The 14,597-nt window shown below is 53.7% G+C and carries 12 protein-coding genes and 1 pseudogene; 8 read left to right on the top strand and 5 right to left on the bottom strand.

Annotated elements, in window-relative coordinates; genetic code table 11:
- Window positions 1–9: 9 nt before the first annotated feature.
- On the bottom strand, window positions 10–468 hold the full coding sequence (locus FD428_RS18545; RefSeq protein WP_012134229.1) for a MarR family winged helix-turn-helix transcriptional regulator: 459 nt from the start codon (window positions 466–468) through the stop codon (window positions 10–12).
- A 148-nt stretch (window positions 469–616) separates the two neighbouring features.
- Window positions 617–781 carry a DUF1127 domain-containing protein gene (locus FD428_RS18550; RefSeq protein WP_112001232.1) on the bottom strand — a complete coding sequence of 55 codons (165 nt, stop codon included), beginning with the start codon at window positions 779–781 and terminating at the stop codon, window positions 617–619.
- Window positions 782–958: 177 nt separating this feature from the next.
- Here FD428_RS18550 and FD428_RS18555 point away from each other — a divergent pair, with 177 nt between their 5' ends.
- Window positions 959–2,371 carry a PLP-dependent aminotransferase family protein gene (locus FD428_RS18555; protein ID WP_114847996.1) on the top strand — a complete coding sequence of 471 codons (1,413 nt, stop codon included), beginning with the start codon at window positions 959–961 and terminating at the stop codon, window positions 2,369–2,371.
- A gap of 55 nt (window positions 2,372–2,426) precedes the next feature.
- Here the strand turns inward: FD428_RS18555 and FD428_RS18560 are convergent.
- A pseudogene (locus FD428_RS18560) lies at window positions 2,427–2,861 on the bottom strand (Rpn family recombination-promoting nuclease/putative transposase); the annotation flags it as partial.
- A gap of 166 nt (window positions 2,862–3,027) precedes the next feature.
- Here FD428_RS18560 and mdtM point away from each other — a divergent pair.
- From mdtM to trpS, 7 genes are all read left to right on the top strand, one after another.
- Window positions 3,028–4,269: a multidrug efflux MFS transporter MdtM gene (mdtM, locus tag FD428_RS18565; RefSeq protein ID WP_049009412.1), complete on the top strand. Its 1,242-nt coding sequence runs from the start codon at window positions 3,028–3,030 to the stop codon at window positions 4,267–4,269.
- Window positions 4,270–4,366: 97 nt separating this feature from the next.
- Window positions 4,367–5,647: a DUF445 domain-containing protein gene (locus FD428_RS18570; protein WP_114848046.1), complete on the top strand. Its 1,281-nt coding sequence runs from the start codon at window positions 4,367–4,369 to the stop codon at window positions 5,645–5,647.
- Window positions 5,648–5,729: 82 nt separating this feature from the next.
- Complete coding sequence (locus FD428_RS18575; RefSeq protein WP_114847997.1) at window positions 5,730–6,881, top strand: double-cubane-cluster-containing anaerobic reductase; 1,152 nt, start codon at window positions 5,730–5,732, stop codon at window positions 6,879–6,881.
- A 9-nt stretch (window positions 6,882–6,890) separates the two neighbouring features.
- Complete coding sequence (gene yjiL, locus FD428_RS18580) at window positions 6,891–7,658, top strand: putative 2-hydroxyacyl-CoA dehydratase activator YjiL (RefSeq protein ID WP_114847998.1); 768 nt, start codon at window positions 6,891–6,893, stop codon at window positions 7,656–7,658.
- A complete protein-coding gene (locus FD428_RS18585) occupies window positions 7,655–7,906 on the top strand; it encodes a DUF3343 domain-containing protein (protein ID WP_049010407.1) in 252 nt (83 codons plus the stop codon). Before yjiL ends, FD428_RS18585 begins: the two co-directional genes overlap by 4 nt.
- Before the next feature lie 115 nt (window positions 7,907–8,021).
- A complete protein-coding gene (locus FD428_RS18590) occupies window positions 8,022–9,212 on the top strand; it encodes an MFS transporter (protein WP_049010410.1) in 1,191 nt (396 codons plus the stop codon).
- A gap of 253 nt (window positions 9,213–9,465) precedes the next feature.
- Window positions 9,466–10,473: a tryptophan--tRNA ligase gene (gene trpS, locus FD428_RS18595; protein WP_114847999.1), complete on the top strand. Its 1,008-nt coding sequence runs from the start codon at window positions 9,466–9,468 to the stop codon at window positions 10,471–10,473.
- 407 nt (window positions 10,474–10,880) lie between these two features.
- Here the strand turns inward: trpS and FD428_RS18600 are convergent, their stop codons facing one another.
- The gene (locus FD428_RS18600; RefSeq protein ID WP_012134247.1) at window positions 10,881–12,143 is read right to left on the bottom strand and encodes an aromatic amino acid transporter; all 1,263 of its coding nucleotides are present in this window, start codon (window positions 12,141–12,143) and stop codon (window positions 10,881–10,883) included.
- A 106-nt stretch (window positions 12,144–12,249) separates the two neighbouring features.
- Window positions 12,250–13,620, bottom strand: a complete 1,371-nt coding sequence (locus tag FD428_RS18605) for a tyrosine phenol-lyase (RefSeq protein WP_049010418.1) — start codon at window positions 13,618–13,620, stop codon at window positions 12,250–12,252.
- Window positions 13,621–14,597 lie beyond the last annotated feature (977 nt).

Raw genomic sequence — 14,597 nt, forward strand, 5'->3', positions numbered from 1 at the left:
TTTTTAGAGTTAATTATCTTCTTCGCGGATTAACCGCAGATTGCAGGCGATTTGATTTAATGTGGCGCTGAAGGCGGCAAGTTCCGCTTCCGGGATAGTACGGGTGACGCGTTGCTGATACGTCTCAATCACCCGGTTCAGTTCTTCCAGCCTTGAACGGCCTTGCGCTGTCAGCGTCAGCAGGCGGATGCGTTTGTCATATGGCGATGTTGAACGCACCAGATAGCCCTGTTTTTCCAGTTGCGTGAGGGTGCGCATCAGCGGTGGCAGCTCAATACCCTGCACCTCCGCCAGTTCGCTGACCGAGACGTTATCGCCCAACTGATGCAGTTGCATCAGCACCGTCCAGCTTGACTGCGTCAGGCCGGTATCGGTGATGGCAGCATCAATAATTGCACGCCACTGGCGTACCACCATTGCCATGCGCATCCCCATCGGACGACGGGCAAACAGCTCATCTTCAGTCATCTCTCTTTCCCCTCTTAGCAGATGGGAAAATAATACTTATCAGGATAAGTATCAAGAAATGGCTGATAAGGAAGCATCAATTGATAAATTATGTGAATGTAAAAAGGCCGGACTGAATACAGCCCAGCCTCTGTGATGTTACGGGGGATCACTCAATCTGATCCCGTCGCAGCCCCACATCCTTTAACTGCTCATCGTTCATGCGTTGCAATACACGCTGCGTCTGCGCCCGCAGTCGCCATCTTTTTATTGCCCGCCAGATCTGAACAAAACCAATAAACGGCTGTTTTGCGCGATTCTCGTGAAATTCCATACTCCACCTCCCCACCTGGTCAGAGGCTTTATCTTCCCGGATCTTCACCACCACAATACAGATTCAAAAAATACTTTTCTTTGCCATACAGATTGGCTAAAACGGTATCTGAACGCGATTTCGACCACCGTTCTGTACTGGTTTTTCCATCTGTATGGCAAGAGTGAGGGATACAGCATGACGCGTTACCAACATCTGGCTAATCTGCTGGCCGAGCGTATTGAGCAAGGGCTGTATCGCCACGGGGAAAAATTGCCCTCGGTGCGTAGCCTGAGTCAGGAGCATGGGGTGAGCATCAGTACCGTACAGCAGGCATATCAGACGCTGGAGACGTTGCAGCTCATCACTCCACAGCCGCGCTCCGGCTACTTTGTCGCCCCACGCAAGGCGCAACCGCCGGTGCCGCTGATGTCACGCCCGGTACAGCGGCCGGTAGAGATCACCCAGTGGGATCAGGTGCTGGACATGCTGGAAGGGCACAACGACAAATCAATCATTCCTTTCAGCAGCGGCGTCCCCGATATCCACCAACCCAGCCTGAAACCGCTCTGGCGCGAGCTAAGCCGCGTGGCGCAACATAACCTAGGGGCGGTGCTGGGCTACGATGAACTGGCCGGATACCGCGAACTGCGGGAACAGATCGCCCGCCTGATGCTTGACAGCGGTTCGGTCGTCAGCGCTGATGATATCGTTATCACCAACGGTAGCCAGAGCGGTTTGTCGCTGGCGCTGCTGACCGTCTGCCAGGCGGGTGATATTGTCGCCGTCGAATCCCCCGCCTATTACGGCACCATGCAGCTCCTGCGCGGCTTAGGAATAAAAGTCATTGAAATCCCGACCGACCCAGATACCGGTATCAGTATTGAAGCGCTGGAAATGGCGCTGGATCAGTGGCCGATTAAAGGGGTTATCCTCGTACCAAACTGCAATAATCCCCTCGGGTTTATTATGCCGGACGCACGCAAACGGGCAGTGCTCAGCCTCGCGCAGCGCCACGATATTGTGATTTTTGAAGATGACGTGTATGGCGAGCTGGCGACGGATTACCCGCGCCCCCGCACCATCCACTCCTGGGATATCGATGGTCGGGTGCTATTGTGCAGTTCGTTTACCAAATCCGTCGCGCCGGGCCTGCGCGTAGGCTGGGTCGCTCCGGGTCGTTACCACGATCGCCTGCTGCATATGAAATACGCCGTCATCGGCACCAACGTTCCCGCCACGCAGCTGGCGGCGGCCACCTTCGTCCGCGAGGGCCACTATCACCGTCATGTCCGGCGAATGCGCCAAATCTACCAGCGCAACATGGAGATCTATACCTGCTGGGTACGCGAATATTTTCCCTGCGGGATCTGCGTCACTCGACCAAAAGGCGGCTTTATGCTATGGGTCGAGCTGCCGGAGCATATCGATATGGTCTGCGTCGCCAGACAGCTATGCCGCCTGAAAATCCAGGTCGCGCCGGGATCACTGTTTTCCGCCTCCGGGAAGTATCGCAACTGCGTGCGCATCAACTGTGCGTTACCGCCGAACGAGAAACATCGTGAAGTGATGCAAAAACTTGGAGAGGCGGTGAAAGTGGCGATGGAATAAGCCCGCCCGGCAGAACGGCGTTTACCGGGCCAGTGATGCGCTGGTGGATATGTGTTTAGTGGTTCAGCGCGATAACCTCTTCAACAGCAAGTCCGGTGATACGTAAAACCGTATCGCGATCGATGCCGTCTTCCAGCATTGTACGCGCGATACGCTGCGCCTCAGCCCGTTGGCCTTGCTGTAAGCCTTGCTGCATACCCTCCTGGCGACCCGCTTCATGTAATCGTTCAGCTATCGTCATCAGACTCTCCTTGTGTTGGGGGGAACGTTCGGCCACCTCGTGAATAAACTGGCTAAAACGAGAGGCATCGCCGCACTGCATCATATAATTAAACAGCACTTTAAGCTGGCTGTCGGTAGTGTATCCCATCACCAAAAGTGAGGCCAGTTGCTCCACCAGCCCCATCAGGTCACGCTGGCGGATATGTTTTTGTATCAACTCCAGCAAGGCAATACGCCGATGTTGCATGATCTCACTATCCGGCGTCACCTTACCTTGTCAGGATGCCAACGACATTCGGTATTATGCGTTGCTGCGAGGCGCTATCAACGATAAATTCACCTTTCTGCAAGGCGTACATTTTTTCTGAATACGCCATGCAGAAATGTTTCACTGTACCCGTTCAGGGTTTTCTCCGACATGGAGTGCGATTTATATGCAACGGATACGTCAATTCTTCTCCCGGCGCGCGACAACGCTATTTTTCCCGATGGCGCTGATTCTGTACGACTTTGCCGCCTATCTGTCGACGGATTTGATTCAACCGGGCATCATCCATGTCGTGCATGATTTCAATGCCGATGTCAGCCTGGCTCCGGCATCCGTCAGTCTCTATCTGGCCGGAGGGATGGCATTGCAGTGGTTGCTCGGCCCGCTTTCCGACCGGATTGGCCGCCGACCGGTGCTGATTACGGGCGCGCTTATTTTCACCGTTGCCTGCGCCGCCACACTCCTTACAACGTCAATGACACAGTTTCTGGTCGCGCGTTTCATTCAGGGCACCAGCATCTGTTTTATCGCCACGGTCGGTTACGTTACCGTGCAGGAAGCCTTCGGCCAGACCAAAGCCATAAAACTGATGGCGATCATCACCTCAATAGTCCTGGTTGCGCCGGTTATCGGCCCGCTCTCAGGCGCTGCGCTAATGCACTTTGTTCACTGGAAAGCCCTGTTCGGCATTATTGCGCTGATGGGGCTGATCGCCCTGTGCGGCCTGGCGCTGGCGATGCCAGAGACGGTACAACGCGGCGCGGCGCCGTTTAGCATTCCCGCCGTCCTCCGCGATTTTCGCCATGTCTTTCACAACCGGATTTTCCTCTTCGGCGCCGCAACGCTTTCGCTGAGCTACATCCCGCTAATGAGTTGGGTGGCGGTCTCGCCAGTAATCTTAATCGACGCGGGCGGCATGACTACCGCGCAGTTCGCCTGGGCGCAGGTGCCGGTGTTTGGCGCGGTAATCATCGCCAATATGATGGTCGCTCGGGTTGTGAAAGATCCCGGCGATCCGCGTTTTATCTGGCGCGCGCCGCCGATACAGCTTGTCGGTCTGGCCATCCTGATCGCAGGAAATCTGTTGTGGCCTCATGTCTGGCTGTGGTCAGTGCTGGGCACCAGTCTGTACGCTTTCGGGATCGGGATGATTTTCTCGACGTTGTTCCGCTTTACGCTGTTTTCCAACACTCTGCCTAAAGGCACCGTCTCAGCGTCGCTGAATATCGTCATCCTGACAGTCATGGCCGTCGCTATCGAAGTCGGACGCGGGCTGTGGTTTAACGGCGGCAAGATTCCGTTTCATCTGTTGGCGGTGGTGGCAGGAATTGCGGCGGTGTTCACATTGAAAGGGCTATTACAGCGCGTGCGTCAGTATGAGGTAACAGAACTGGCAACTGAGAAATAAACTCATGCCTGATAGCGCTACGCCAGAAGGCCTTCACCGCAGGTAGCCCGGGATGATCTTTTGCACGATCCTCCCGTCTGGCTCTATCCTTAACGCTATGAATAAAATTGCTGAACTCAAACGCGCCAAACGACTGGCGCTCTCGCTGCTGCTGATTGCCGCCGCCACGTTCATCACGACGCTTTTCCTGCCGCCAAATTTTTGGGTACTCGGCATTAAAGCCATTGCGGAAGCGGCAATGGTGGGCGCACTGGCGGACTGGTTCGCCGTCGTGGCGCTGTTTCGTCGGGTGCCGATCCCGTTTATCGCGCAGCATACCGCCATTATCCCGCGTAATAAGGATCGAATCGGCGAAAATCTTGGCCAGTTTGTGCAGGAGAAATTTCTTGATACCCAGTCGCTGGTCGCGCTCATTCGCCGTCATGAACCGGCCTTGCTGATCGGCAACTGGTTCAGTCAGCCGGATAACGCCCGGCGGGTTGGGATGCATTTGCTGCAAATCATGAGCGGTTTTCTCGAACTGACGGACGACGCCCGTATTCAGCGCCTGCTCAAGCGGGCGGTACACAAAGCGATCGATAAAGTGGACTTCTCTGGCACCAGCGCGTTAATGCTGGAGAGCATGACCAAAAACGATCGTCATCAGGTACTGCTGGACACCCTGATCGCGCAGTTGATCGCCCTGCTTCAGCGCGACAGCTCACGCGCGTTTATCGCACAGCAAATCGTGCGCTGGCTGGAGACGGAACATCCGCTAAAAGCAAAAATTTTACCGACCGAATGGCTGGGGGAACACAGCGCAGAACTGGTTTCCGATGCAGTGAATTCGCTGCTGGATGATATCAGCCACGACCAGGCGCACCAGATCCGCCACGCCTTCGATCGCGCCACCTTTAAGCTGATCGACAAACTCAAAAACGATCCAGAGATGGCCTCCCGGGCGGAAAGCATCAAAGCGTACCTGAAAGAAGATGAGGCGTTTAACCATTATCTTGGTGAACTCTGGGCTGATTTACGCCAGTGGCTGAAGGCAGATATTAACGCAGAGGGTTCCCGCGTGAAGCAGCGGATCGCCCATGCCGGGCAATGGTTCGGCGAAACGCTGGTGGCGGATGATGCCCTTCGCGCTTCGCTCAACGGCCATCTGGAACAGGCTGCGCACCGGGTCGCGCCGGAATTCGCCACGTTTCTGACGCGCCACATCAGCGACACGGTAAAAAGCTGGGATGCCCGCGATATGTCACGCCAGATAGAGCTGAACATCGGCAAAGATTTGCAGTTTATCCGCGTCAACGGCACGCTGGTCGGCGGCTCCATCGGGCTGGTGTTGTATCTGCTGTCGCAAATACCGTCCCTGCTGACGTTACCCAACTTTTAAGCAGATCAATAAACACCTGGTTTTTACAGGGTTATAATGCGTGGTCTTTTCATTGTCTCCCGTGTTACGGGGAAGGAAAACCATGTCGCTTATCACCGATCTACCCGCCATTTTTAACCAGTTCTCCGACGCCCGTCAGAAAGGCTTTCTCACCGTCATGGATCTTAAAGAACAGGGGGTTCCACTGGTCGGCACCTACTGCACGTTTATGCCGCAGGAGATCCCAATGGCGGCGGGCGCGGTTGTCGTTTCCCTGTGTTCAACATCGGACGAAACCATCGAAGAAGCCGAAAAGGATCTGCCGCGCAACCTGTGTCCGCTGATCAAAAGCAGCTACGGCTTCGGCAAAACGGACAAATGCCCCTACTTTTATTTTTCCGATCTGGTGGTGGGCGAAACCACCTGCGACGGCAAAAAGAAAATGTACGAATACATGGCCGAATTTAAGGCCGTACACGTCATGCAACTACCCAACAGCGCCAATGACGCCGCCTCCCGTGCGTTATGGAAAGCAGAGATCCTGCGTCTGCAACAGGCTGTGGAAACGCGTTTTGGCCACCCCATCAGCGAAGCCGCCCTGCGCGACGCGATCGTATTGAAAAACCGCGAACGCCGCGCGCTGGCCAATTTCTACCGCGTCGGCCAGCTTAATCCTCCTGCTCTTAGCGGCAGCGATATTCTGAAAGTGGTGTACGGCGCGACGTTTCGTTTTGATAAAGAAGCGCTTATCGACGAGCTCAACGGCATGGCTGACCGCGTGCGCCAGGAGTGGCAGGACGGCAAGCGGCTGGACGCCCGCCCGCGTATTCTGATCACCGGCTGCCCGATTGGCGGCGCGGCAGAAAAAGTGGTACGCGCCATTGAAGAAAACGGCGGTTGGGTCGTCGGATTTGAAAACTGCACGGGGGCAAAAGCCACCGAACAGTGCGTTGAAGAGACGGGCGATGTCTATGACGCGCTGACCGACAAATACCTCGCAATTGGCTGTTCCTGCATTTCGCCCAACGACCAGCGGCTGACGTTGCTCAGCCAGATGGTAGAGGAGTATCAGGCGGACGGCGTCGTGGATGTGATTTTGCAGGCCTGTCATACCTATGCCGTTGAGTCTATGGCGATTAAGCGCCACGTACGCCAGCAGCACAACATCCCTTATATCGCCATCGAAACGGACTACTCCACTTCGGATATCGGGCAACTCAGCACCCGCGTCGCGGCCTTTATCGAAATGCTGTAAGGAGCGCCCGTGACGTATTCGATTGGCATTGATTCCGGCTCCACGGCGACAAAAGGCGTTTTGCTGGCGGAGGGCGTTATCACACGCCGTTTCCTCTGCCCCACGCCGTTTCGCCCCGCCGATGCTATCCACGAGGCGTGGGAAGCGCTAAGCGCAGGGCTGGACACGCGCCCGTTTCTGACGCTAACCGGCTACGGACGCCAGTTGGTTGATTTTGCCGATAAACAGGTGACGGAAATCTCCTGCCACGGGCTGGGGGCGCGCTTCCTGGCTCCTGAAACCCGCACGGTCATCGACATTGGCGGCCAGGACAGCAAAGTTATTCAACTGGATAACGACGGTAATCTCACCGACTTTCTGATGAATGATAAATGTGCCGCCGGAACCGGGCGTTTTCTGGAGGTGATTTCGCGCACCCTCGGCGCCAGCGTGGATCAACTGGATACGATCACCGACGGCGTTGAGCCTCATGCCATCACCAGCATGTGCACGGTTTTTGCCGAGTCTGAAGTGATCAGCCTGCGTTCTGCGGGCGTTGCGCCAGAAGCCATTCTTTCCGGCGTGATCAACGCGATGGCCAGACGTAGCGCTAATTTTATCGGCCGACTGTCTGCCGGGGGACCTTTGCTGTTTACCGGCGGCGTCAGCCACTGTGCGGCATTCGCGCGTATGCTGGAAAGCCACGTTGCGATGCCGGTTTACACCCATCCTGACGCGCAGTTTGCCGGGGCCATTGGTGCGGCGCTGATTGGTCAACGCCAGAGAAAACGCGGATGACGGAATATCTGTTTTTATTTCATTCGACGGTGGGCGTCATTCAGACCCGCAAAGCGCTTCAGGCTGCGGGAATGACCTTCCGGGTGGCGGATATTCCGCGCCAGCTACGCGGCGGCTGCGGGTTATGTATTTACCTGCGCTGCGCCCCCGGCGAAGAAACGCGGTGGATTATTCCCGGTCATACCGAATCCATCTATCGCTGCGTGGATGATGGCTGGCACTGCGTAAAAACGATCGACGCCTGCTGAATTTCCCAACGCATATGCCTTGCCGGGCCCTCACACGCCTCTATTTTTTACTTTTTATTATCATTTACACATGTAATATAACAAACACAAATTAACGCGCTAAGTGAGAGCAAGTATGGTTCAGGGCAATGCCGATTCAAACCGTCATGCCATCAGTACGGCACTCTTCGGCTTAATGGTACTGACGCTGGGAATGGGGATCGGACGTTTTCTGTATACCCCGATGCTACCGGTCCTGCTGTCTGAAGGTCAGTTTACCTTCGCGGCGCTTTCCTGGATTGCCAGCGCCAACTACGCGGGGTATCTGGCGGGCAGCCTGTTGTTCTCCTTCGGCGCCTTTCACCTCCCTTCTCGCTTACGGCCAATGCTGTTGACATCGGCAGTAGCAACCGGAGGATTAATCCTTGCGATGGCGATATTTACGCAACCTGCCATCGTGATGCTGATCCGTTTTCTGGCCGGGGTCGCCAGCGCCGGAATGATGATTTTTGGCTCGATGATCGTCCTGCAACATACCCGTCACCCGTTTGTGATTGCGTCGCTTTTCTCCGGCGTTGGCGCCGGTATCTTGCTGGGCAACGAGTATGTTATCGCCGGTTTACGCTATGCGCTTTCTTCCCATATGCTGTGGTCAGGCGCTGCCGTTATCTCCGCCGTGTTACTGCTGCTCCTGGCGCTCCTCATCCCTGCCCGCGCCCACGCGTTGCCGCCCGCTCCTCCGGCGCCGACGCATAATCCGCTGATGCGCTGGTGGCAACTGGCGCTGCTGTATGGCTTCGCCGGATTTGGCTACATCATCGTCGCCACCTATCTGCCGCTGATGGCGAAAAACGCGGGCTCGCCGCTACTCACCGCCCATCTCTGGTCACTGGTGGGACTGGCGATCGTTCCCGGTTGTTTTGGCTGGCTGTGGGCGGCAAAGCGCTGGGGCGTATTACAATGCCTGACGGCGAATCTGCTGATTCAGGGAGTCTGCGTCATACTCACGCTCGCCAGCGACGCACTGCCGCTTCTCATTATCAGCAGCATTGGTTTTGGCGCGACGTTCATGGGGACAACCTCGCTGGTGATGCCGCTGGCGCGGCAACTGAGCGTGCCGGGGAATATCAATCTGTTGGGTCTTGTCACGCTTACCTACGGCATCGGTCAGATCGTCGGCCCACTGTTAACCAGCCTGCTAGGCAGCGGCACGGAGGCGATCGCCAGCGCAACGCTTTGCGGCGCTGCGGCCTTATTTTTCGGCGCCGTCATCAGCATGATTCAACTTGTTAAGCAGCGGCAGTTTACGCAAAAAAGAGAATGCTGAAGAGCGCTGATGGCAAGCAGAGTGAACAGGTTGCCCATTAACAACCCTGACATAGCAGGTTTACCCCTGCGCTTAACCGTGATACGGTCATTTTTATGAATAAACAGACTGCGATTCCCCAACGCCATAACCGCTGGTGGCTGCCTGACTAAAGGCGGCACGGTTCTGTTTTATCCCCGTATTAATAGCCGCCGAAAGGCGGCTATTGCGTTCCAGAGACGTCTTTCGGTTTTTTCACGTAAAGGAGTCTTTGATGAACACAAAACCCACCATTCTGACCGGCGATCGCCCTACGGGCACCCTGCACCTCGGGCACTACGTTGGCTCACTGCGCCAGCGCGTTGCCTTGCAGCATACCCATCAACAATTTGTGCTGATTGCTGACCTGCAAGGGCTGACCGATAACGGTACGAACCCGCAAAAGATCCGCGACAACATCCCGGAAGTGCTGGCGGATTATCTGGCTGCCGGAATCGACCCTGCACTCACCACGCTCTGCCTGCAATCCGCCTTACCTGCACTGGCGGAACTGACCATGCTGTATATGAATGTCGTCACTGTCGCCCGCGTAGAGCGTAATCCGACGGTGAAAAATGAAATTGCGCAGAAAGGCTTTACCCGCTCGTTACCGGTCGGATTTATGGTCTACCCCATCAGCCAGGCGGCGGATATCACCGCGTTTAAAGCGGAATATGTGCCCGTAGGAGACGATCAGTTGCCGATGATCGAGCAGACTAACGAAATCGTACACAAGATGAACAGCCTGCTGCCTGCCCCGCTGCTACACCACTGTCAGGCGATTCTGAGCGACACCAGCCGCCTGCCCGGCATCGATGGCGGCGCTAAAATGTCAAAATCTCTCGGCAATACCCTGCAACTCTCCGCCAGTGAAGAGACGATCCACAAAGCGGTTAGCGCCATGTACACCGATCCTCACCACCTTAACGTCAGCGATCCGGGTCAGATCGAAGGAAATGTCGTGTTCACCTGGCTGGATGCCTTTCACCCGGACAAAACGAAAGTCGCGGCGATGAAAGCGCATTATCAGCAGGGCGGGCTTGGCGATCGCACCTGTAAAAACGAACTGGAAGCCTGTTTGCAGGAGTTGATTGCCCCAGTGCGCGAGCGGCGGGCAACCTATATTCAGGATAAAGGCATGCTGATGCAGATACTGCAACAAGGCAGTGAACGGGCGCATGAGGTCACACAGACAACGCTACGGGAAGTGAAACGCGGGCTGGGATTGCCCGTACTATTTTAACGCTTGTCAACCCGGCGGCAGGGTTGCCGATCGTGTTACTCCTCCACATTTTGCAGAGTGAACAAAAAGCTTTACACCGCGCACACGATAAGAACGACGCGGCGATCTTTTACGCAATGCCTGCGCTGACTAAAATAGCGCCTGCATTTTAAACAGAGGATTGTTGTTATGTTGTTCTGGAAAAAGATGGTGAAGAAGATCGACGCATTCTCAACGTTGATTCCACCACGCTACTTCCGGGTGTAAATCCAGGCAGGCCTGTCAGCGACAGGCCTGATTGCTTTTGTGAGTTTTATTCTTGCGCAGTCCGCATTTTCTTAACACCACCACCCACACCCTCAGCCAGGCGTAACGATAAACCAGCGGATGCTGTAACCTGAGTAATGTCAGAAACATAGCGCCTCCCGCTAACGGAACGTCGGCAGTAAACCAAACACATCCAGCACCACCGTCAGATACACAATCCCTCCGCCGACAATCACCAGATTCAGCACCGTATTGTTACAGGGGGCGGTATAACGCGCCGTGGCAAAACGCTTACGGGACGCTTTCACCAGAAATGGCGGCAGGATCACACTCCAGATGGTAAACGCCAGTCCCGCATAGCCAATCGCGTGGACAAAACCATTCGGGAAAAAGAAACAGACGGCAGCGGGCGGGAAATAGGTCACCAGCGCGGTTTTCAGTCTGCCGATGCCGTTATCCGGGAAGTGGAACAGATCGGCAATATAATCAAACAGACCCAGCGTAGCGGCCAACAGCGAACTGGCAACGGCAAAGTTACCGAAAAAGGTCAGGATTAAATCCATATAGCGACTGGTAAACAGCCCACTGATGGCTTCCACAAACACATCAATATTGCCGCCTTTGGCAATGATCGGCGAAAACTCGGCGCGGCTGATATTGCCCATCGTCACCGCCAGCCAGAAGATATAGAGCAGCACGGCAAACAGGGTGCCAATCACGATGGAGCGCGTAATATGGGATACGCCGTGGGTGCCATACAGTTTCACCAGACTCGGCACATTGCCGTGAAAACCAAAGGAGATAATGCAGAACGGCAGCGTCATCAGAATATAGGGCAGATATTGCGTATTCGGCAGTGCGATGGCGACGCTATCGACCAGTTTCGCCACCTCAATATGGCCGATTAGCCCGGAGAACGTGGCAAAGAACGCCACAAACTTACCGACGATCAGAATGGTGGTGATCCGCCCGACCAGCAGCGAGCTATACCAGGCGATTACGCCAACCAGCATACTGACGACAATAACGGAGATGTTTGCCGGGAAACGAAAACCGCTATATTTAAACACCGTCTGCGCCATCACCGCCGATGACCCGGAGATATACGCATAGGTTAAAATATAGAGTACAAAACCAAAGGCGATGCCAACCACGATATTCCACTTTCGCCCTAATAGATCCTGAGTAAAGGTGTTAAAACTGGCTCCGGCACCATAGTGAAGGTTCACTTCCACCAGCATCAGGCCGGTTAATAACATCATGATGGCAATAACGATCAGAATAACAGAGGCGCCGGGAAACCAGACTCCCGCCATCGCAATAGGCAGGGAGAACATTCCCCCGCCGACTACCGTTGCGATGACAAGCATCGTCCCGCTAATAAGTCCGGGGGAACTCTGTCGTTCAATGGCATTAATATCCATGATAAATGTTCCTGTTGACTATTAATTATAATTACGGCTGTCATTTGTACATCTTTGGATAATAAAAAACAAAAAGCCCCATTAAAAAATGGGGCTATCAATACCATTAAATATAATCAAAACGTGCAGTAAAGAAGCGCAACTGCTTAGGCTCATAAATAAACTTCAGCCCGCGAATATCCTCTTTATGCTTATAGAGTTTAATAATGCCATCGGCCACCACATCCATATGCGCATAAGTATAAACGCGGCGTGGAATAGTCAGGCGTACCGTTTCCAGTTTTGGCCGGTGGTGATCGCCCGTCTCTTTATTACGCCCTGCGGAGATGATGCCACGCTCCATGCTGCGCACGCCCGTTTCCATATAGATGCTTGCCGCCAGACTCTGCGCCGGGAACTGGTCCTGGGTCAGGTGTTCGCAGAAGCGACGAGCATCGAGGAATACCGCATGGCCGCCTACCGGTTCAACAATCGGCACACCTGCCGCCTTCAGCTTATCGCCCAGATAACGAACCTGCTTCACACGGTGCTCGATGTACTCAAACTGCATGGATTCACGCAGACCAATGGCCATTGCTTCCATGTCGCGTCCGGCCAGACCGCCGTAGGATGGCATCCCTTCATATACCACCACCAGCTCTTTAGCCGCCGAGAACATCTCATCATCGTTCATGCACAGGAACCCGCCGATATTCACCAGGCAGTCTTTTTTCCCGCTCATGGTACACCCATCGGCGTAGCTGAACATTTCATGGACGATCTCTTTGATGCTCTTGTTCTCAAAGCCTTTTTCCTGCTCTTTGATGAAATAGGCGTTCTCTACGCAGCGGGTTGCATCGTAGAAGACTTTAATGCCATGCGCCTGCGTCAACTCCCTGACGGCACGCATATTCGCCATCGAGACCGGCTGACCGCCCGCAAGGTTCACCGTCACCGCCAGACAGATATAGGCAATATTTTCAGCGCCCTTTTCATCAATCAGTTTTTGCAGCTTTTTAAGATCGATATCGCCTTTAAAGGCGATATTCAGACCGGCATCGTGCGCCTCATCACGGACGATATCCACAAAGGTGGCGCCATTTTTTTCCTGATGATAACGCGTGGTGGTGAAATACATATTCCCTGCAACATATTGCCCCGGTTTAATCGCCAGCTGCGATAGCAGGTTTTCCGCCCCGCGCCCCTGGTGCGTAGGAACAATATGTTTAAAGCCAAACAGCTCCTGAACCGTTCTTTCCAGATGATAAAAGTTTTCACTGCCTGCGTAGGCCTCATCACCAATCATCATCCCGGCCCACTGCTTATCACTCATGGCGTTCGTACCACTATCCGTCAGCAGGTCGATATAGATATCTTTCGAGTTCAACAGGAAGGTATTGTAGCCCGCTTCCTGCATTTTTTGGATGCGCTCATCACGCGAGATCATAGATACAGTTTCAACGCTTTTAATACGGAAGGGTTCTGCCGGATAATTCATTTTGTTTCTCCAGTTAACAGTGGTCATGTTCGTATTAATGTGAAGTAAAGCATACCTGGTCCATCAATAAAGATTGATGGAATATAACTATCCGCCTCCTGATTCAGGGGGAGAAATAATGTGAGGGCACTATGCAAGATTTAATTCATGAAGAAAATAGCTCCGTCAATATTCGCCATTGGCGTAAATCATAAAATCTGTAAATACGCGTGATTTAAATCACATACCATTTTTTTACTGACTCAATTTCAACAAGTTATTTTTTATCTTTTGAATTGCAGTTTCCCTCCAGACGCGGTAAAAGAGAGAAAGCAGTGAAAACTTAACTTTCCAGCCTCTTTTCCGCTCACATTGTCGATTTTGTATACCAGGCTATTGTGAGATTGCGATCACCCTCCGCGCTTAATTTTGTGACTAACATCACTAAAAGTGTAAAGTAAAGTTTACGATACGGATCGATTTCAGAGATTACGATTTGCTTCAGGGATGAGGTTCACATTTTTTGGCATGGATTTGGGGAGAGTAGATAAGCAGCAAAGTTCACGTAGTTTGAGAATAAAAAGAGACCGTCGAACACAACAGTTGCCAGTGGTTTTGATGAAGAACATTACTCTCTGCTGACGAGGTGGGATTCGCTATCCAACAGACACGCAAACAATGTGGCCCATCATAAAAGTTTTGATAAAGGAACGATTGGACCAAACGAGACTATGCACGTACAGATGTCGAAGATGATGAATGGAGGCAGGATTATCGACAGGCTGTTCTGTGTTCCGCCGACAAGCCGATTGACGTGCCGTAAGGGCTTGTAGAATGGTACATGAGAGAGGTGTTAAGGGGATAAGTGCGAAGGCCGGACTCGAACCGGCACGGGTTTAGGCGGCTTAGCTTGCTTCAACAATCATCGTTAACTCGTTGAACTAGCTAGACTAAAGCTCATAACCCCGGCACATTTCACAGACTGTTTAGCCATGAAA

The sequence above is a fragment of the Citrobacter sp. TBCP-5362 genome (assembly GCF_005406305.1).
GTDB lineage: Bacteria > Pseudomonadota > Gammaproteobacteria > Enterobacterales > Enterobacteriaceae > Citrobacter_B > Citrobacter_B koseri.